The organism is Paraburkholderia solisilvae (genome assembly GCF_902859875.1).
GTDB lineage: Bacteria > Pseudomonadota > Gammaproteobacteria > Burkholderiales > Burkholderiaceae > Paraburkholderia > Paraburkholderia solisilvae.
The window spans coordinates 112,694-132,793 of the sequence record NZ_CADIKF010000010.1 but is presented as its reverse complement, the minus strand read 5'-3'; the positions used below and the strand labels follow the sequence as shown (position 1 = coordinate 132,793).

At 63.8% G+C, this 20,100-nt stretch carries 15 protein-coding genes; 9 read left to right on the top strand and 6 right to left on the bottom strand.

The window, feature by feature from the left end:
* Positions 1 to 172 precede the first annotated feature (172 nt).
* From HV675_RS08890 to HV675_RS08860, 7 genes are all read left to right on the top strand, one after another.
* Positions 173 to 550, top strand: coding sequence for a hypothetical protein (locus tag HV675_RS08890; protein ID WP_246270154.1), 378 nt, complete (start codon positions 173 to 175; stop codon positions 548 to 550).
* 392 nt (positions 551 to 942) lie between these two features.
* On the top strand, positions 943 to 1,866 hold the full coding sequence (locus HV675_RS08885) for a LysR family transcriptional regulator (RefSeq protein WP_175110517.1): 924 nt from the start codon (positions 943 to 945) through the stop codon (positions 1,864 to 1,866).
* 32 nt (positions 1,867 to 1,898) lie between these two features.
* Complete coding sequence (locus tag HV675_RS08880) at positions 1,899 to 2,573, top strand: response regulator transcription factor (protein ID WP_175110516.1); 675 nt, start codon at positions 1,899 to 1,901, stop codon at positions 2,571 to 2,573.
* A gap of 12 nt (positions 2,574 to 2,585) precedes the next feature.
* Entirely contained in the window at positions 2,586 to 5,849 is a 3,264-nt protein-coding gene (locus tag HV675_RS08875) for an efflux RND transporter permease subunit (protein WP_175110515.1), read from the top strand.
* Complete coding sequence (locus HV675_RS08870) at positions 5,839 to 7,068, top strand: efflux RND transporter periplasmic adaptor subunit (RefSeq protein WP_175110514.1); 1,230 nt, start codon at positions 5,839 to 5,841, stop codon at positions 7,066 to 7,068. The genes HV675_RS08875 and HV675_RS08870 overlap by 11 nt, the downstream gene beginning before the upstream one ends.
* Positions 7,061 to 8,578, top strand: a complete 1,518-nt coding sequence (locus HV675_RS08865; RefSeq protein ID WP_175110513.1) for an efflux transporter outer membrane subunit — start codon at positions 7,061 to 7,063, stop codon at positions 8,576 to 8,578. The genes HV675_RS08870 and HV675_RS08865 overlap by 8 nt, the downstream gene beginning before the upstream one ends.
* Positions 8,579 to 8,709: 131 nt before the next feature.
* The gene (locus HV675_RS08860; protein ID WP_175110512.1) at positions 8,710 to 8,988 is read left to right on the top strand and encodes a DUF4148 domain-containing protein; all 279 of its coding nucleotides are present in this window, start codon (positions 8,710 to 8,712) and stop codon (positions 8,986 to 8,988) included.
* 76 nt (positions 8,989 to 9,064) lie between these two features.
* Here the strand turns inward: HV675_RS08860 and HV675_RS08855 are convergent, their stop codons facing one another.
* The 3 genes from HV675_RS08855 to HV675_RS08845 are packed head-to-tail and all read right to left on the bottom strand — an operon-like array spanning position 9,065 to position 11,894.
* Complete coding sequence (locus HV675_RS08855) at positions 9,065 to 9,754, bottom strand: response regulator transcription factor (RefSeq protein ID WP_175110511.1); 690 nt, start codon at positions 9,752 to 9,754, stop codon at positions 9,065 to 9,067.
* 50 nt (positions 9,755 to 9,804) lie between these two features.
* Positions 9,805 to 11,187: a sensor histidine kinase gene (locus tag HV675_RS08850; protein ID WP_246270157.1), complete on the bottom strand. Its 1,383-nt coding sequence runs from the start codon at positions 11,185 to 11,187 to the stop codon at positions 9,805 to 9,807.
* Positions 11,188 to 11,204: 17 nt separating this feature from the next.
* Positions 11,205 to 11,894: a response regulator transcription factor gene (locus HV675_RS08845; protein ID WP_175110510.1), complete on the bottom strand. Its 690-nt coding sequence runs from the start codon at positions 11,892 to 11,894 to the stop codon at positions 11,205 to 11,207.
* A gap of 308 nt (positions 11,895 to 12,202) precedes the next feature.
* Between HV675_RS08845 and HV675_RS08840 the strand changes: the two genes are divergently transcribed.
* Both HV675_RS08840 and HV675_RS08835 read left to right on the top strand, forming a co-directional pair.
* Entirely contained in the window at positions 12,203 to 13,489 is a 1,287-nt protein-coding gene (locus HV675_RS08840; protein ID WP_175110509.1) for a porin, read from the top strand.
* A gap of 352 nt (positions 13,490 to 13,841) precedes the next feature.
* Entirely contained in the window at positions 13,842 to 15,044 is a 1,203-nt protein-coding gene (locus HV675_RS08835; protein ID WP_175110508.1) for a porin, read from the top strand.
* 149 nt (positions 15,045 to 15,193) lie between these two features.
* Here the strand turns inward: HV675_RS08835 and HV675_RS08830 are convergent, their stop codons facing one another.
* From HV675_RS08830 to HV675_RS08820, 3 genes are read right to left on the bottom strand one after another with little or no spacing between them, the layout of a single operon-like run.
* Complete coding sequence (locus HV675_RS08830; protein ID WP_175110507.1) at positions 15,194 to 16,609, bottom strand: TolC family protein; 1,416 nt, start codon at positions 16,607 to 16,609, stop codon at positions 15,194 to 15,196.
* A complete protein-coding gene (locus HV675_RS08825) occupies positions 16,600 to 18,780 on the bottom strand; it encodes a peptidase domain-containing ABC transporter (protein WP_175110506.1) in 2,181 nt (726 codons plus the stop codon). The genes HV675_RS08830 and HV675_RS08825 overlap by 10 nt, the downstream gene beginning before the upstream one ends.
* Positions 18,781 to 18,785: 5 nt before the next feature.
* On the bottom strand, positions 18,786 to 20,045 hold the full coding sequence (locus HV675_RS08820) for an HlyD family secretion protein (RefSeq protein WP_175110505.1): 1,260 nt from the start codon (positions 20,043 to 20,045) through the stop codon (positions 18,786 to 18,788).
* Positions 20,046 to 20,100 lie beyond the last annotated feature (55 nt).

Sequence of the window (20,100 nt, the reverse complement as noted above, 5' to 3'; positions counted from 1 at the left end):
GCAAGGATGGGCGTGACGGTGTATCGAAGCGCAATAAAACGGATGAACGTTCTGTTAGCTTGAGACAAGCGGCGTTGATGAACGAAGTTTCATCTTTTCACCATGTCTCTTCCATTTGCCGCGCGTCGCTCGCGGGCATACTTCTGTCGTTTAGCAGCCGGCAGGAGCCGATATGCAGCATCATCCCATGCTAGTGGAACTCGTCAACCATCGCGACGGCGAGGCGCTGCGCGTCAAGATCGACCAGAGTGCCGCGATACTCGACGTCGCCGACCTCGATGCGTTGATCCAACACCTCGCGGTGTTGCGCGCGAAGATGCACCCCGCGATCTCGCCGCACATTTCCCGGCAGCATCAATACGCGATCGAAATCGATCCGTGCTGGTATACGGAGAAGCATCCGCTATACGATGGCGCAGTCGTGTTCTTCCGGCACACGGGCTTCAACTGGGCCGGCTTCGCCGTGCCCCAGGAAAGCCTGGTGAAACTGATTGACGCGCTGTCGCAGCACGCCGAGGCCTCACAAGAAATGTATAGCGTGCCGAACTGACCGGCCTCATCACGCGCTATCTTCGCGCGTACGCCCCGGTTGCGTATGCGCGAGGGGCACCCACAGCACGCACGCCGCACGTCGGCACGGCTCGATGCCGTAGCCGGCATACCGGCGCTGCCGTATCGCGGCAACGTCTCTTCTCCTGTCGCGAGCGGCGCGCAAGCAACGCTGGCGCGCGGCGTCATGGTTGCGTACGCAACGTTTCCGTTTTTAAGCGCAATCGTTCTTCGATTCGATGCGACGCATGTCTTCGTACGTACGTTCGCACGCGTCGCAGTTTACAAACGCGCAGCAATGCGAAACATAAAGAATCGTTCACATTGAAGGCGATCCGCTGTTAGTTCGACTGGCCGATCATTCGCAACGTCCAACGTTCACGGCTTGCCAATATGAACCAACTCCAGTCCATGCGCGTTTTCATGCGCGTCGTCGAACTGAACAGCTTCGCCGTAGCCGCGCGCCAGCTCGGCATGTCGGCCGCGGCCGTCACGCGCAGCGTCACTGCGCTCGAAGCCCATCTGAACACGCGCCTGATCAACCGCTCCACACGCAGTCTGTCGCTGACTGAAGCGGGCGCACGCTATCTCGACAGTTGCCGGTCGATCGTCGCGAACGTCGATGAAGTGGATGCGAACCTGACCCGCACCGCGCATTCGCCGCACGGTACCGTCCGCATCGCCGCATCGACCACATTCGCGAGCACCGAACTGATGACGCTGCTCGCCGACTATCGCGTCGCCGAACCGGGCGTCGACTTCGACGTCACCACCTGCGAAGCGCAGATCGACTGGATCGAAGGCGGCTTCGACGTCGGCTTCACCGACGACACCCGGCTCGTCGGCGCGTCGATGGTGGGCCGCACGCTGATGCAGTATCGCAGCATCCTCGTCGCGTCCGCGCCCTACCTCGCGCAGCGCGGCACGCCGCTCAATCCGTCGATGCTCGACAGTCACGTGCTGCTCGGCCCGGCCGGCAGCGCGTCGCGCGCGTGGGAATTCACCGATTCGCACGGTGCGTATCGCGTGCCGGTGCGCTACGGCCTGCGTGCGACCAACGCGTCGATGCTTTGCGCCGCCGCGCTCAATCATATGGGCATTGCGCTGTTGCCGGCGCCCGCGGTTGCGCGCGAACTCGCGAGCGGCGCACTCATGCCGGTGCTCGAACGGTTTCCGCTGAACGACGGCGCACGGCAGTTTTCAATTGTCTATTCCGGCCGTAATCATCTGACCGCCAAGGTGCGCACGTTCGTCGACTTCACCGTCGCGCGGTTCCGCGCCGACGGGCGTAAAACATCGTTGCGTGCGGTCGCGTAACGCCCTATGAACTCGACAGTCAAATCGACGGTATGGCCAGAATTCTCACTATCGAAGACGACGAATGGGTTGCGAGCGACATCGTGCGTGCGTTGAGTGCGAGCGGACTTGCGGTCGACGTCGCGCGCACCGGCCGCGAAGGTCTCGTCAAGGCGATGTCGGACACCTACGACGTGATTACCGTCGATCGTGTGCTGCCGGATCTCGACGGGCTGAAAATCGTCTCGACGATGCGCGGCGCCGGCATCGAAACACCGGTGCTCGTGATGAGTGCGCTCGACGGCGTCGAGCAGCGCATCGAAGGCTTGCGCGCAGGCAGCGACGACTATCTGATCAAGCCATTTTCCGCAGATGAAATGTCCGCGCGCGTCGAAGTGCTGCTGCGCAGGCGTCCGCGCAACGCGCCCGAACCCGCCGTGCTGCGCGTCGGCCCGCTCGAACTCGACCGCATGCGCAGACGCGTCACCGCACGCGAACGCAATGTGAGCCTGCAGCCGACCGAATTCCGTCTGCTCGAATTCATGATGCGTCACGCGGGCCAGGTGATGACGCGCACGATGATTTTCGAAGGCGTATGGGGCGGCCGTTTCGATCCGGGCACGAACCTGATCGACGTGCATATCGGCCGCCTGCGCAGAAAGCTCGAAGCAGGCGGCGAAGCGCCGATGATCCGCACGGTTCGCGGTTCCGGCTATCTACTCGGCTAGGCGGGTCGCCCGATGTTGAAAATCGTCCGCCTGGCGTTGACCCGGCCTTACACCTTTATCGTGCTCGCGCTGCTGATCCTGATCGCGGGTCCGCTTGCGGCGCTGCGCACGCCGACCGATATCTTTCCGGACATCCGCATCCCGGTGATCGCGGTGGTATGGAACTACCAGGGCTTGCAGCCGGACGACATGTCGGGCCGCATCGTCACGTATTACGAACGCACGCTTGGCACGACTGTCAACGATATCCAGCATATCGAATCGCAGTCGTTCCGCGGCTTCGGCATCGTCAAGATCTTCTTTCAGCCGACTGTCGATATCCGCACCGCAACCGCACAGGTGACCTCGGTCTCGCAGACGGTGCTGAAGCAGATGCCGCCCGGCACGACGCCGCCGCAAATTCTGAACTACAACGCGTCGACGGTGCCGGTGCTGCAAATCGCGCTGACGAGCGATACGCTCAACGAGCAACAACTCGCCGACTACGCGACCAATTTTATCCGGCCGCAACTGCTGAGCGTGCCGGGCGTCGCGATTCCGACGCCTTACGGCGGCAAGATTCGCGACGTGCAGATCGATCTCGATCCGCTCGCGCTGCAGCAGAAGCATCTGTCCGCACAGGACGTCGCGAATGCGCTCGCGCAGCAGAACCAGATCATTCCAGCCGGCACTGAGAAGATTGGCCGCTTCGAATACAACATCCAGCTCAACAACAGCCCGCACCGGATCGACGCGCTCAACGCGCTGCCGATCAAGACGATCGGCAGCACGACGATCTACATTCGCGATGTCGCACACGTGCGCGACGGCTATCCGCCGCAGACCAACATCGTTCGGGTAGACGGCCACCGCGCCGTGCTGATGAGCATCCTGAAGAACGGCAATGCGTCGACGCTCGACATCATCGCCGGGGTGAAGAACAAGCTGCCGCGTATCGAGGAGACGCTGCCGCCATCGCTGAAGCTCGTGACGATGGGCGACCAGTCGACCTTCGTAAAAGGCGCGGTAAGCGGCGTCGCGCGCGAAGGGATCATCGCGGCCGCGCTGACGTCGCTGATGATCCTGCTATTCCTCGGCAGCTGGCGCTCGACGCTGATCATCGCGGCGTCGATTCCGCTGGCGGTGCTCGCCGCGCTGGCGGCGCTCGCGGCCGCCGGCGAAACGCTCAACGTGATGACGCTCGGCGGGCTCGCGCTCGCAGTCGGCATTCTCGTCGACGACGCGACCGTGACGATCGAGAACGTCAACTGGCATCTCGAACAGGGCAAGGACGTGCAGAGCGCGATTCTCGAAGGCGCATCGCAGATCGTGATGCCGGCCTTCGTGTCGCTGCTGTGCATCTGCATCGTGTTCGTGCCGATGCTGCTGCTCAGCGGCATTGCGCGCTATCTGTTCGTGCCGATGGCCGAGGCGGTGATCTACGCGATGGTCGCGTCATTTATTCTGTCGCGCACGTTCGTGCCGATGATGGCGCGATACCTGTTGCGCCCGCATGCATCGGGCGGTCATGCATCCGGCGAGCTCGCCGAAGTGATGGCCTCGCATGGCGGGCACGAACACCACGCACCGTCGCGCAATCCGTTAGTGCGTTTCCAGCGTGGCTTCGAACACCGGTTCAATGCGGTGCGCGGCACGTATCGCGTGCTGCTGGGCGCCGCGCTGTCGAACCGCAGGCGTTTTCTGATCGGCTTCGCGCTGGCGGCCGCATCGGCGCTGCTGCTCGTGCCTTGGCTTGGCCGTAATTTCTTTCCGAATATCGATTCGGGCGAGATCGAAATTCATTTCCGCGCGCCGATCGGCACGCGCATCGAAGACACGGCCGCGCTCGCCGATCGCATCGAGGCCGCGGTGCGCCGAACCATTCCACCGGACGAGCTGGCGAACGTGGTCGACAATCTCGGCTTGCCGAACAGCGGCATCGATCTCGCGTACAACAACAGCGGCACGACGGGTTCACAGGACGGCGATATCTACGTGACGCTCCCGGCCGACCACGCGCCGACCGCCGGCTACGTGCGCACGCTGCGCGCGACGCTGCCGCATACGTTTCCCGGCACGACATTCGCCTTTCTGCCCGCCGATATCGTCAGCCAGATTCTGAACTTCGGCGCGCCCGCGCCGATCGACGTGCAGGTGTCGGGGCCCGACGACGCGGCGAACCGCCGCTACGCGGTCGAGCTGCTGCGCCGGATGCGCGACGTGCCCGGCATCGCGGACTCGCGCATCCAGCAGGCGTCGACCTACCCGCAGTTCAGCGTCGCGGTGGACCGCTCGCGCGCCGACCAGCTCGGCATCACCGAGGACAACGTCACCGATTCGCTGGTCGCCAGCCTGACCGGCACCGGTCAGGTCGCACCGGCGTTCTGGCTGAATCCGCGCAACGGCGTGACCTATCCGATCGTTGCGGAGACACCGCAATATCGTTTGACCTCGCTGTCGAGCCTCGAAAACCTCACCGTGAACGGCGCGGACGGCCGCTCGCAACTGCTCGGCGCGATTGCGAGCGTGAAGCGCGGCGTCGGCGACCTCGTCGTATCGCACTACAACATCGAGCCGCTCTACGACGTATTCGCCACCACGCAACGCGCGGACCTCGGTTCGGTCGCATCGGGCATTCAGCGCATCCTGCACGCGACCGCGCACGACGTGCCCAAAGGCGCGCGCGTCACGCTGCGCGGCCAGGTGCAAACGATGAACAGCGCGTTCACCGGCCTGCTGCTGGGTCTCGTCGGCGCGATCGTGCTGATCTTTCTGCTGATCGTCGTCAACTTTCATTCGTGGAGCGATGCGGCGGTGATCGTCGGCGGCCTGCCGGCTGCGCTCGCGGGCATTGTATGGATGCTGTTCGCGACGCATACGCCGCTGTCGGTGCCGGCGCTGACCGGCGCGATTCTCTGCATGGGCGTCGCGACCGCCAATAGCATTCTGGTGGTGAGCTTCGCACGCGAACGGCTGCACGCGACCGGCGACGCGCGCATTGCCGCGCTCGAAGCCGGCTTTGCGCGCTTTCGCCCGGTGCTGATGACCGCGCTCGCGATGATCATCGGCATGGCGCCGATGGCGCTCGGTCTCGGCGACGGCGGCGAGCAGAACGCGCCGCTCGGCCGTGCGGTGATCGGCGGGCTGCTATGCGCAACCTGCGCGACGCTGCTGGTGGTGCCGGTGCTGTTCAGCATCGTGCACCGCCGTGACACGCCCGGCCCCGATGCTGCATCGCACCCCGGTCCCAACTCCGATTCAAACGGTCTTGCCGAAGGAAACGCTCATGTCCACTGAAGTCGATGTCAGTGCGCCGAAGCGCCCTGCCCATCTGAAACTCGCCGGCATCCTGATCGTGCTGGCAGCGGCCGCCGTCCTCGCCGACGGCATTGCGAGCCGCCTGCATACGCGGCACGAAGTTGCATCGTGGACGATGCAACAGGCTCTTCCGACCGTGTCGACCATCCAGCCGCAACCGCTCGCCGCGACGCAGCAGCTGGTTTTGCCGGGGCATCTGGCCGCATGGATCAACGCGCCGATCTATGCACGCGTGTCCGGCTATCTGCATGCGTGGTACGCGGATATCGGCACGCCCGTGAAGGCCGGTCAGCTGCTTGGCGTGATCGATACGCCCGATCTCGATCAGCAACTCGACCAGGCGCGTGCCGATCTGCAAAAGTCCGTCGCGACCGAAAAACTCGCGGTCGTCACCGCGCAACGCTGGACGCAGATGCTCAAGCAGGATTCGGTATCGCAGCAGGAAACCGATGAAAAAACCAGCGACCTCGCCGCGCAACAGGCGACGGTCGCGGCTGAGCAAGCCAACGTGAACCGGCTCGAGGCGCTCGAATCGTTCAAGCGGATCGTCGCGCCGTTCGACGGCGTCGTGACCGCGCGCGATACCGACGTCGGCGCGCTGATCAATGCGGGCGGCGGCAACAAGCCACAGCTCTTCACGGTGTCGGATGCGCAACGATTGCGCGTCTACGTGAGCGTGCCGCAAAGCGAAGCGGCGACCGTGCGGCCGGGCATGCACGCCACGCTGCGCGTGCCGGAGCGGCCCGGCATGACGTTCGATGCGACGCTGGTCGATACCGACCATGCGATCACGCCGTCGTCGGGCACGTTGCTCGTGCAACTATCCGTCGACAATCATGCCGGGCTGCTGTTTCCCGGCGAGTATACGGACGTGCGCTTCGCGCTGCCGACCGATGCGCATGCGCTGCAGATTCCCGCCAGCGCGCTGATTTTCCGGCACAACGGCTTGCAGGTCGCCACGCTCGGTCCGCAAGGCCGTGCCGTCATGAAACCGGTGACCATCGCGACCGATCTCGGCTCGCATGTGGTGATCGATTCGGGCCTGACGGCCGGCGACCGGGTAATCGACAATCCGCCGGATTCACTCGCGGCAGGCGACCTCGTGCGCGTCGCCCCCGCGTCGCCCGCGACACCCTCGCCGGCCGCCGCGGCACACACCGCAGACGCGCAAACCGACGCGGAGCACGCGCATGGGTAGGCGAATCCGGCACGCCGCCCCCGCGCGAACGGCCGCCGCACTGCTCGCCGCCATCGCATTGAACGCATGTTCACTGGCGCCGCCGTATCAGGTTCCGCCGACCGCGATACCCACGTCGTTCAAGGAAAGCGGCCCATGGCAGCCGGCCAGTCCCGCGGATCGCATTCCGCGCAACGGCTGGTGGAAAATCTTCGACGATGCGCAACTCGATGCACTCGAGGCAAAGGTCGACGCCGCGAACCCGGACGTCGCGGCGGCCGTCGCGCGCCATGACAAGGCGCAAGCGCTCGTGGACCAGACCCGCGCGGGCCTCTATCCGAGCATCGGTGCCGACCTTGACGCGGCACGCGCGCGCCAGTCGGACCGCCGGCCGCTGCGCGGCGCGAACGAACCGGACGACTTCTACTCGAACACATTTGCCGTCAGCGCCGACTTCGACCTGGACCTGTGGGGCAAGGTGCGCAACGAAGTGAGCGCGGGTGTCGCCAACGCGCAGGCAAGCGCCGACGATCTCGCATCGTTGCAACTCGACCTGCAGGCGAACCTCGCCGACGACTATTTCACGCTGCGCGGCTTCGACGAACAGCAGCAACTGCTGGCGGATGCCGTCGCGACTTACCAGCGCGCGCTCACATTGACGACCAGCCGGCATCACGGCGGCATTGCATCGGGGCTCGACGTTTCGCGCGCCCGCACGCAACTGCAGAACGCGCTGGCCGCAGCCGACGACACACGTGCGCGCCGCGCGCTGCTCGAGCACGCTATTGCTACGTTGACCGGCACGCCGGCCTCCAGCTTCACACTCGCAGCCGATACCTCGCGCACGCGGCTGCCGTCGATTCCTACCGGCGTGCCGGCCGCGCTGCTGCAGCGCCGTCCCGACATCGCGGCTGCGGAACGCCGCGTGGCGGCCGCTAACGCGCAAATCGGCGTAGCAAAGGCGGCGTACTACCCCGACATCTCGCTTGATGCGCAGGCCGGCTATCAGACCAGCGTGCTATCGCCCTGGTTTATCGCGCCGGACGAAATCTGGTCGATCGGTCCCAACCTCGCACTCACGCTCTTCGATGCAGGACGGCGCCGCGCGATTACGCGCGAGGCGCGCGCGCAACTCGCGCAGAACGGCGCGCAATACAAGGCGACGGTGCTGCTCGCGTTCCAGCAGGTCGAAGACAATCTCGCGTTGCTGCACCACCTGGGCGACGAATCGGTGCATAACGACGCCGCACTCGATGCCGCACAGCGCACGCTGACGCTCGCGACCTCGCGCTACAAGGACGGCGTGGTCAGCTATCTCGATGTGGTGACCGCACAGACAGCCGCGCTCGACGCGCAGATCGCGTCGGCCGAGCTGGACGCGCGCAGGCTGACCGCGTCGGTGGGTCTGATCCAGGCGCTCGGCGGCGGCTGGCAGGACGCGGGCAGCGACCCGCACGACGCACACGTCGCCCACGATGCGCCCGCGACGCCGAGCGCCACGACAAGCGCCACGACAAGCGCCGCAGGATGAACGAGTTTTCATCATCGAACGGCCGAACCGCTAAGGGCTCCTCCTTACACTGAATCCTGACCGTTACCGATGCGTTCGCGCAACCGGATGACGGTCTCCATCTTCAGATTTCGACTGCGAGGAACGCCATCATGAAACTTGCCCTGCTCACCTTTGCACTCGCCGCCGGCGCCACACTCTGCGCCCCGGCTTTCGCCCAAAGCACGGCACCTGCCGACACGAATCCCGCCGCCGCGCCATCCGCACCCGCCGATCCGTCCTCGGCGGTCTCGCAAGCCGGCCAGTGGACGCCCCCGTACGGCCAGCCGGTCGCAGGCAAGACGCGGGCCGAGGTCTATCAGGAGCTGATTCAGGCCGAGAAGGACGGGCAGCTGCAATATCTGAATTCCACGCTGTACTCGCATGGCTGACGACAGACACGCACAGCGACGAGCACAGCGGCGCGCTGCATCCGGACGCGAACGTGCGATCGAATGCGCGCTGCGCTCACGCTTCAGTGGACAACTGATAACCGTAGCGGCTGACCGTCTCGATCCGCACTTGCGGACAGCGTCCGGCCAGCTTGCGGCGCAGGCGCGACACCACGAGGTTCACGCATGCGGGATCGACCTCTTCCTTCTCCGACCACGCATAACGGATCAGCTGGTCGCGCGGCACCGGCGCATCGACGCAGCGCAACAGGCATTCGAGCAACTGGTATTCGCGCCGGGTCAGCCCGACGCGTCCAACGCCCGCCACCAGTTCACGTGTCGTCGCATCGAGGTGCACGGTAATCTGCGACGCGCTCGCTGCTTGCAGCGTCGCCGGCACGGTGGCCGTGCGCTGCAAGGCCGCGATCCGTTCGTGAATCTCGACGAACGAGTAGGGCGGGCTCAGGCACGCATCGGCGCCCGCGCGCAGTAGCTGCACCCGTTCCGCGGCGCCGAGTCCGCGCACCAGCGCGACGATGACCGGTGTGTGTTCGACGCGCGATAACGCAGGCAGCGCGCTCAGCAGGTCAGCTTGCGAAGCGGGCTCCATCGCGAGTGCGACGACCGCATCGAACGGATCATGCGCCGCGACAAATGCGCCGTCGCGGCTGTCGTCGACGCGCTGCACGCTGTGCGCGCTTTCGCGAAAGGCCTTGTAAAGCCATGCGGCTTCCGGATGAGAGGTGGAAATGAGCAGAATGCGCATGCGAACAGTGATGAAGTGCTATCTGAACGGATCCGCATCGCAGCCTTCGTTCAGGCCAGCGTGTGCGGCCAGCATTCGACCGTCACGCGCGTGCCCGGCTCGGCGCTGCCGATGCGGGCGGAGAAATCATGGACCCGGAGCACGGCCGACACGATGCCAAGGCCAAGGCCCGAGCCCGCGATATGCCGCACCTGTTCGCCGCGATAGAAGCGCTGCATCACGGCGTGGCGTTCGTCGACCGGTATGCCGGGTCCGTTATCGATGACATCGATCAGCGGGCCGTCGCGCGTCTGCGCGAGCGTCACGCGCACCGCGCCGCCGGCCGGCGTGAATTTGAGCGCGTTATCGAGCAGATTGCTCAGCGCCTCGAACAGCAGTGCGCGATCGCCATGTACCGCATGCACGGCATGCACGTCGACGGTGAGTGTGATCGACCGGCTTTCGGCGAGCGGCTCGTAGAGTTCGCAGATGTCGCGCACCAGCGCTTCGAGCCCGATTTGCGCAAAGCCGCCGCGCCGTTTGAGCGTGCCGATCTCCGAAATGCGCAGCATGGCGCGAAAGCGATCGAGCAACTGGTCGGTCTCTTCGCGTGCGCGCGTGAGCATCGGCAACCACCCGAGCGTCGTGTCGCTGCGCGCGCTCTCGTCGATATGCGCGAGCAGCGTCCTCACGTGCGCGAGCGGCGTGCGCAAATCGTGCGCAATGCCGTCGCACGCGCCCTTCACTTCCGTCATCAGACGCTCGACCTCGTCGAGCATGTGATTGACGAGATGCGACAGCATGTCGAGTTCGTCGCGGCCGCCGATCGGCAAACGCTGGTTCAGGTCGCCCTGCGCAATCAGCTGCGTGACGCGCCGGATCTCGCGCACGCGCCGCATCTGCCGCATGCCGAGCGCGAGACCGCCGGCCACACCGGCCACCAGACAGAACAGGCTGCTCACCAGCAGCGCATTGAGAATCGTGTTGCGGATGCGGATGATATGGGTCAGGTCGCGCGCGACCAGCAGCACGTCGCCGTCGTGGCGGCGATCCGCCATCGCACGCACGACCGGCGCCTCGCCCGGACCGCTCAACGACAGCGTATGACTCAGCGTGACGCCCTTGTGATCGGTCCGCATGCCGGGCGGCAGATGCATCACGTCGCCGGCCAGATGGGTGCCGTCGGCGCGAAACAGGCCGTAGTACGCGGCGTGGATCCGCTCGTGCTCGAGCCGCTCCCCGATCGTTTGCGCGAGCGCCGCGCGCGGGACCGCACCGAAGTAGGTGAGCTGCCAGTCCATCACGAGATCGTTCTGCCGCTCCATTTCACCCGTCACGACCCAGCTCATGAAGCCGAGCAGCAGCATCACCGATACCGCGAAAATCAGGCCATACACCGAAAGCAGGCGGAACGACGCTGCGTGCCAGCGGCGGCCGATATCGGCTGTCAGCATGCGCGAATGCTGAGCGCTCAAGCCGCCTCCTGGCCGAAAATGTAGCCTGATCCGCGCACGGTCTGGATCATCGCGCGCGCGCCGGGCGGATCGATCTTCTTGCGCAGGCGTCCCATGTGCACGTCGATCAGATTGGTGCCCGGATCGAAGTGATAGCCCCAGACCGCTTCGAACAGCATCGTGCGTGTAATCGTGCGGCCCGTGTGCCGCATCATGTATTCGAGCACGCGGTACTCGGTGGGCAGCAGCGCGATCTCCTCGCCGTCCCGGCGCACCTTGCGCGAGACGAGATCGAGTTCGATCGGCCCCACCGAGAGCATCGTAGAAGATTGCGGCGTCGGCGCATTGCGCCTGCGCAGCAGCACCTCGAGCCGCGCGACCATCTCTTCGGGATCGAACGGCTTGGTCAGATAGTCGTCGCCTCCCGCACGCAGACCGCGCACCCGCTCATCCACGTCGCCAAGCGCGCTCAACATCAGCACCGGCGTCGTCACGCCGATGCTGCGCATGGTCGTCAGGATTGTCAGGCCGTCCATGCCCGGCAACATCCGGTCGAGCGTGATCACGTCGTAGTCGTCGTTGAGCGCGCTGACCATCCCTTCCCTGCCGTTATCGATCCAACGCACGGAAAAACCTCTGCGGCTGAGTTCGTTGACGATCTCGCCCGCGGCGATCTCGTCGTCTTCGATCGTAAGCACTTTCAGCATGATGATTCAGTAGTCTCCCCTTCGGCACGGCGTTCGCGATGCTGTTGGCCGGGCGTTGCTCCCCGCTTCGTTACTTCGAGCTTACGCGCCGCTGTCCGTCCGAACCGTAGCAATTCGATGAAGAATTTTTCATCTTTGCGCCGCACAGCGTGCGTGCACAAGGCCGCGCGCCGATTCACTTTCCCGCAAGACACCATTGCACGCTCCCGGCTCGCCGGCACAGCTATCTTTTACCCAGCGATATCAAAAACGCACCCTTTCGCGCGAGACGCAAATGAGGTGAATAAATAAATTTCCGGAGACAGCATATGAAAACCATGTGCAGGAGAAGGCACGTCCTCGCCGCGCTCGTACTCGGCTCGCTGTTCAATGCGGCCCATGCGGATGACGGCGACAGCGTTACGCTTTATGGAATCATGGACGTCGCGGTGGGGGTGGTCGAACACAACCCGAACGCAAGCGCGGCATTTCCAGCGACGGTCAACCCCGTCAGCAAGGTCAGCACGCAGTTTCAGAACCCGGTGTACGGACTCTTTAACGGCGGCATTTCGGATTCGCGCTGGGGGATCCGCGGCAATGAGAATCTTGGCGGCGGACTGAGTGCATTCTTCGACCTTGAATCGGACTTCAACGAACAGTCAGGGCAATTGAACAACGCGGCCGCGTCGATCACGGGCGCGAAAAATACGGTTGCGGCCGCGTCCGCGCTGAACGGACAACTGTTCAATCGCGGCGCCTATGTCGGACTTCGCGACGACCGGTTTGGTTCCATCGAATTGGGCCGCTCGACGACGTTCGGCTATGACGTGATCTCCGCTTACGATCCGCTCTTCCAGTCGCAGCTTTTTTCACCGCTCGGCTTTTCCGGTTCGTATTCGGCAGGCGGCATTACCGAAGGATCGCGAACCGACAACAACATCAAATACACAAATCACGTCGGCAACTTCAATTTCGGTGTTTCTTACGCGTTCGGCGGCGTCGCGGGGCATTTCGGCGACGGTTCGGTGGTCGGCGCGGTGGCCGGATACCAGAACAACGTGTTCGGCATTCAGGCGACTTACTATCAGGCACGCGACATCGTGCATTCCGGCGCGCTGGTCGGCGCGAATGCCGTCGACAGTCCGCTGATCGGCACGAACGTCGGCGCACTGTCGCTCAACGACGACTACGACTATATGATCGCGGCCCGCTATTCGTTCGCGAACGCGACCCTCAAGGGCGGTTACGAGCGCTTCGTGATCAAGCCGCCGACCGATCCTGCGCCGTCCGGCACGACGGTCGATTATTTCGGCTTTACCGGCGCCCTGAGCAATACCGCCACCACGACGACCACCAACGTGTACTTCTTCGGCGGCGACTATCAGTTCACGCCGAGCTTCGATGTCGCGGCGGGCATTTACGATACGCAGACCGAACAGTCGCAAGGCGTGGCGGGCGGCAACCAGTGGCAGTATTCGCTGCTCGCGGACTACCATTTCACGCGACGCACGGACGTGTACGCCGGATATATGTTTTCGAAATTCAACGGCGCCGCGTTCGACGGCTTTCAGTCGACCAACTACATTCTTGCGACTGGCATTCGTACGCTCTTCTGACGAATCTTCATACCCGCACGCGCCGATTGCGCCGATTGCACTGAATGCAATCGGCGCGCGACGACATGCGCGGAACGCAACGCAACAGACTGTTGCACGCTCGCGACGCGTCGCCCGGTCCTGTCGCGCTCCAAAGACCGTTTCCGTTCACAAGACCGGTGTCGCGCGCTCGGCAAACATTCGCCCAACCCGCGTGGCTGCGGACCTGTTTAGATTCCGTGACACAGAACCTCGCAAACTGAAACGAAGCATTTCACCGGTTGCGGCCGCAACCATGCCGGACCATACCGCTCGCCGGTTCAAAACGATTGGCGATCAACTCCACGGGGAGATACCAGTGAAACGAGGTGAAATGATGGTGAAGATCAGATACATCGCGGCGGCGTGCGCGATGGTTGCTGCCGGGGCCGCGCATGCGCAGAGCAGCGTGACGCTTTTTGGACTTATCGATACGGGTATCGTGTATCAGAACAACGCGCGCGTCACGCCTGGGAGCGCGACTTCACCCGGTGCGAGTTCGTGGTCGATGCAAAGCGGGAACATCTTTACGTCGCGCTGGGGTCTGCGCGGTACCGAGGATCTCGGCGGCGGGCTTAGCGCGGTGTTCTGGCTCGAGAATGGTTTTAACGTGGACAACGGCACGCTGAAGAATGGCGGCGACCTGTTTGGACGCCAGGCCTGGGTCGGTCTTCACTCGAATCAGTACGGTACGGTAACGCTCGGCCGTCAATACGATTTCATGGTCGACTTCGTCGCACCGATGAGCGCGACGGGTTCCGGCTTCGGCGGCAACCTCGCGTCGCACGTGTTCGACAACGACAACCTGAACAACGATATGCGCCTGAACAATTCGATCAAGTTCAGCAGCGTGTCGTACGACGGCATCAAGGTCGGTGCGATGTACGCGTTCTCGGGCGAAGCGGGCAACTTCTCCAACAATGGCGCGTACAGCCTGGGCGCAAGCTACGCGTACGGTCCGTTCAAACTCGGCGCCGCTTACCTGCAGATCAACCGCACGGCGCAACCGGATCTCGCGAATGCGACGGGCGCCGTGAGCACCGGCGACGGCGACGAGTTGACGACCGGCGGCAGCCAGCAGATCTTCGGCGCCGGCGCACAATATTCGTTCGGGGCGTCGACCATCGGCGCGGTGTGGACCCACTCCGTCACGTATAACATCACAGGCGTCTTCCAGGACGGCAGCACGAGCACCGGCGCGCTGGCCGGCGAGTCGATGAAGTTCGACAACTTCGAATTGAACGGTCGATATTTCGTGAGGCCGGACTTCAGCCTTGGCGCGTCGTATACGTATACGACCGGGCAGTTCAGCGGAGCGTCGAAGGGATTCACGTCCGCCTCGCCGCACTGGAATCAGATCATGGCCCAGGCCGACTATTTCCTTTCGCCGCGCACCGACATCTATATCGAGGGGGTCTATCAGAAAGTCAGCGGCGGCAACGGCAACGGCGCATTCGACGCGAGCATCTTCACGCTCGATCCGGCGGCAGGCGACGAGCAGGTGGCGGTTGCCATCGGCATGAAGCACCGGTTCTAAGCGGGTGGACAGAACCTGATGGACGGCATGGAGCCGCCTCGCTGCCGGGGCGGCTCCGCACGACTCGCCGAAGCATAGCGTAGTCAAGCCCGCGCCGTGCGGCTGTCCCATCCGACGAAGCGTCGCTCTCCCCCATTGCAAGCTTCAATTCATTTTATCGACCACAGCCCCAGTTGTCCGAGACTCGCCGTCAGCTTCAGACGAGCCGACCGCCATGCGGACAACGATGTAATTTCCTGCTGCTGCGCATCTGCCGCCGCTGCCTGCGCGTCGAGGAGTTCGATAATGGTTCCGGCGCCTGCCTGATAGCGGCCGCGCGACACCTTAAGCGACTCCTGCGAGATCGCGACGAGGCTCCTTGACTCGTCGACGTTCTCAGTCGCCGTCGCCAACGCCTGATAGCTCGCCCACACGTCGCGCGACACATCCTGCTCGCTTGCCGCAAGATCGGCCCGCGCGGCGTCCACCTGTGCGCGTGCATCGGCCACCCGATAGCCGCGCGCGAACCCTTCGAAAAGCGGAATGCTGATCTGCACACCGATGACCCGTTCCCGCATCGACGTATTGACCGCGGGCTGATCGGCCGGATTGTTGATCGAAAGATTTCCCGTCAGGGAAATTGTGGGCAGTCCTTGCGCCCACGCCGAGTCGACTCCGGCGCGGGCCGCCTCCAGCTTCGCGCGGGCGGCCCGAACCTTCGGGTGGTCCAGTTTCGCCTGTTCGATCAGCCCGCTCACTGCCTCGAGAAATTCCGGTTCGACCGGCGGCACATCGGGCGCAAGCATGACCGGCGTATCCGCGGCGAGGCCCATCAGAATCGCCAGAGACCCTTCGACGGTCTTCAGTTTGCCCTCATCGGTGACGCGCGAGAGCGTCGCTTTCGTACAGGCGGTGCGCGCCTGCAATTCGTCGGCGAGCGTGCCGGCGCCGGCGGCATGCCTCGCCGCGGCCGCCTCGAGTATCTTGCACGCGCTCTCCTCCGAAACGCGCGCCGCAATGACACTCGCCGATGCAGTCGTCACGTCGTAGTACGCTTGCGCGGCATCGACGAATGCCGCCTGCAGCGTCGCGTCGTAGGTTGCGTAGGCGGCGTTCAGAAGCTGGTCGGCATTGTCGAGCGCCGCACTGCGCTGCCCGAAATCGAAGAGCACCCAGTTCAGGTCGAGGCTGCCATAGCGGGCATTGCCCTGCTGGGTCGATGTAAAGCCCGGTATGCCCGCATAGTGATACGTCGTCGACGTCTGCGTGCGCTCGACACCGCCCGTCGCGTTGATGGTCGGCAAGTACGCAGCCTTCGCAATGCCCACCTCGGCGGCGCGTGCGCGCGCCATCGCGAACGCGTTGCGCGCCGCAGGCGCATTGCACAACACGCGCGTGATCGCATCGTCGAGGGTCAGCGCTTCGGCAGGCGGGTGCGCCGGGCATATCGTGACGGCGCCGTCGAACGGCGACATGTCGATGCTCGAATGGCGCGTGCCGAACACGTCCAGCATTTGCGCCCGGCTCGCCGAACAGCATGCAACACCGAGCAGGACCGCGACGGCAACGAGGCGGATCACGCGCATGCCTGACCGTTCCCGTACGCGACTTGACCGCTCGCGGCCATGCTCGCCTGGACCAGCGGGGCGCGCACATCCATCGCGACCTTGCCCGCGGCGAGCGCGATCACGCGATCCGCGGACGCGATCGTCTCCGGACGGTGGGCAATCAGGATGCGGGTTATCTTCAGGTCGCGAATCGCGGCATTGACCTGCCGCTCCCGCTCGATGTCGAGATGGCTGGTGGCTTCGTCGAGAAACAGAATGCGCGGGCGCCGGTACAGTGCGCGGGCCAGCAGCACACGCTGTTTCTGACCGCCCGACAGGATCGTGCCCATGTCTCCCACGAGCGACTGATACCCCATCGGCATCGCGACGATCTCGTCATGAATGGCCGCGCGCCGCGCGCACTCGACAATCCAGGCTTCATCCGCTTGCGAATCGAAGAAGCTGATGTTCTCGGCGATCGAACCCGCGAACAGCACGTCGTCCTGCATCACCGTGCCCGCCATGTCACGCAATGCAAGCGGCCCTAACTTCGCGGTGTCCACGCCGCCCAGTTCGATGCGCCCCGCGGTGGGAGGCAGCACGCCGAGCAGAACATTGATCAGCGTCGACTTGCCGGTTCCCGAAGGCCCGATAATCGCGACCGATTCGCCCTCTTCGATCTTCAGCGTCACGCCCTCGAGCACCCAGGGCTCGCCTTGCGCATACCGGTACGAAACGTCGACCGCTTCGATGCACGTCCCCATCGGTCGCGCAGCAGCCGGATCGGCAAGCGAAGCATGCGGTTCCGGTTCCGTCAACACGATGTCGGCCAGACGCTCGCCGTGCAATTGCAGCATCCTCAGTTCGAAGTACTTGTCGATCAGGCTCGCCACGCGTCCGTCGAACTGACGGCGATACGAGTTGAAGGCCATCAGCACGCCGACCGTAAACTGCCCGTCGATCACCATCGATGCGCCCATCCAGATCACGATCAGGTTTTCGAGGCCGAACAGCAGTCCGTTGACCTGCTGATAGATCAATTGCAGCTTTTGCGAACGCAGGCTCGCGTTGATCTGGTCGATAAACAGCGTAAGCCACGCGGCGCGGCGTTCGTCCTGCCGCATGAACAGCTTGATGGTCTTGATGCCCCGCACAGTCTCGAGGAAATGGCTTTGCTGCTTGGTCGCGTGGATGATCTGCTCCTCGTTGGCCGCCTTCAACGGCTGGTACCACGCCCAGCGCGCTACCGCATAGAGCAGCATGGTTGCCAGTGCGATCCAGCCGAGCACCCGGCTGAACAGGAACATCATCACCAGCGTGACAAGCGACATCACGCCGTCGAGTATCGCCGTCAGAAACGAACTGGTGAGCGTCTGCTGAATCGTGTCGACGCTGCCGAAGCGCGACACGATATCGCCGAGATGGCGCTTTTCGAAGTAGGCCGCTGGCAGCCTCAGCAAGTGGGTGAACACGTTGGCGCGCCATTGAACGTTCAACGTCGTTCCCATGTACATCACCACCCATGCGCGCATCGCGCTGATCGCCTGCTGCAACAGAAACAGCAGACCGAACCCGATGGCAAGCGTCGTCAGCAGATCGCGGTCCGCACTGACGATGACGTCGTCGATCACCCACTGAAGAAAGAACGGGCTGACAAGCGCGAACACCTCCAGCGCAAACGCCAGCACGATGATCTGCCCCAGCGACTTGCCAATGCCGGTAATGCGGCCGACCAGTTCCCGCACCGTGAAATCGACGCGCGCCGCGCGCCGTTCGAAGCCGCTGGCGGGCCACAGTTCGAGCGCGACGCCCGTAAACGCGGCGGACAGCTCGGCAAGCGACAGACGGCGCGTGCCATGTGCAGGGTCGTGAATCGTCACGCCGTTGGACCTGACCTCGGTCAACACTACGAAATGCTGCAGATCCCAATGCAGAATGCACGGTAAGCGCAATTGCGCAATCTGCTCGACGTCCAGCTTCAGCGCGCGCGTCGACAGGTTCAGCTGTGCAGCGATCTTGATCAGCTGCATCAGATTGACGCCCTTCTGCGAAACCGAAAAACGCGCCCGCAATGCTCGCAGGCTCGTATGGTTGCCATGAAAACCCGCGATCATCGCCACGCACGCGAGCCCGCATTCCGCACTCTCGGTTTGCAGCACGAGCGGCGCCGTTCGCTCCGCATGAAACGCGAGACGTTCGAGAATCGACATGGATTTCAAATTCCTAGTTTGCCGGTCAGACTGTATAGCGGCGCCAGGGCCCATTCGTACAGGCGGCGCCGCTCCTGAAAGATGTCGGCCTCGAGCGTCATGCCCGATTGAAGCGGCACGTCGGAACCATACGCATGCACCGCTTGCCGGTCGAGCCGGACCGTGATCAGGTAGTAAGCGCTGTCCGGCCCGGATGCCGGCGCACTGGGCGCAAGAAGGTCGGAAGACGGCAGCGCGGTATGCGCGACCGCCGCGACGCGGCCGCCGTACTCGCCGAATTTCTGATACGGATAAGCCTGGTAACGCAAAAGCACCGGGTTGCCCGCGCGAATAAACCCTATCGCGCCACTCGACGCGTAGAGCTGCGCGTCAAGGCGCGCGCCGGCCGGAACAATGCTCAGTAATGGACGTGAGCTGTTCACCGCTTGCCCCACTTCGGCAAGCACCCCGGTCGCGATGCCGGCTTGCGGCGCGGTAATGAGTATCTGGCGTTTCACTTCGCTTTCCGCCAGCTCTTCGCGCGTGCTCGATAGCGTGCGTTCCAGTTCCGACAGTTGGTTCATCTGCTTGAGCGCCAGACCACTCGAATCGTTTTTGCTTTCGGTTAGCGCCTGAAGCGTGCCGGCGCGGTCGCGCTCGAGGTTTTGCTGCTTCATCTGCTGATCGATCAGGTCGGCTCGCTTCTGTTGCACCTGATCTTTCGAAATGTAGTCCTGAGACGCGAGCGCCTCGTAACGCGTCAGCGCATCTCGCGCGAGATCGGTGCGCTCCGTCTGGCTGGCGATCTGCGCATCGAGTTCACGCAACTGCCCGGTGAGGCTCGTGACCTTCGTATAGGCGGTATTGCGCTCGCCTTGTTGCAAGGCTTCCGTTTTTTGCCGTTCTTCTTCCAGCGCGACGACGCGCGAGCGCACCTGCGCACTGATCTCGGACTGCGCCGAAAGCCCGGGCGCGCTTTGCCGGTCGCTCGACAGCACGTAGATCAACTGCCCCCTGGTGACGAGTTCGCCTTCCTTCACATGCTTTTCGACAACGATACCGGGCTGCGGCGCGTAGATCTTGATCAGCCCCGCGTCGGGCAGCAGTTGACCGTTGACCGTGGTGCGCCGCGTATAGGTGCCGAAGTACAGAAACGCAATGACCGCGCATGCCGCGACAGCCGCGATCGCCGTGTACAGCCGGAACGAAACAGGACGGACGAGCACGATATTGCCCATCCACTTCGTGGCCTTGGCGTCGAGCACCTCATGACGGAACAGATTCATTTTCGTAGTAGACGGGCGAGCGACGTCCGTGCGGGACGTCGCTCGAGCGGCCGGC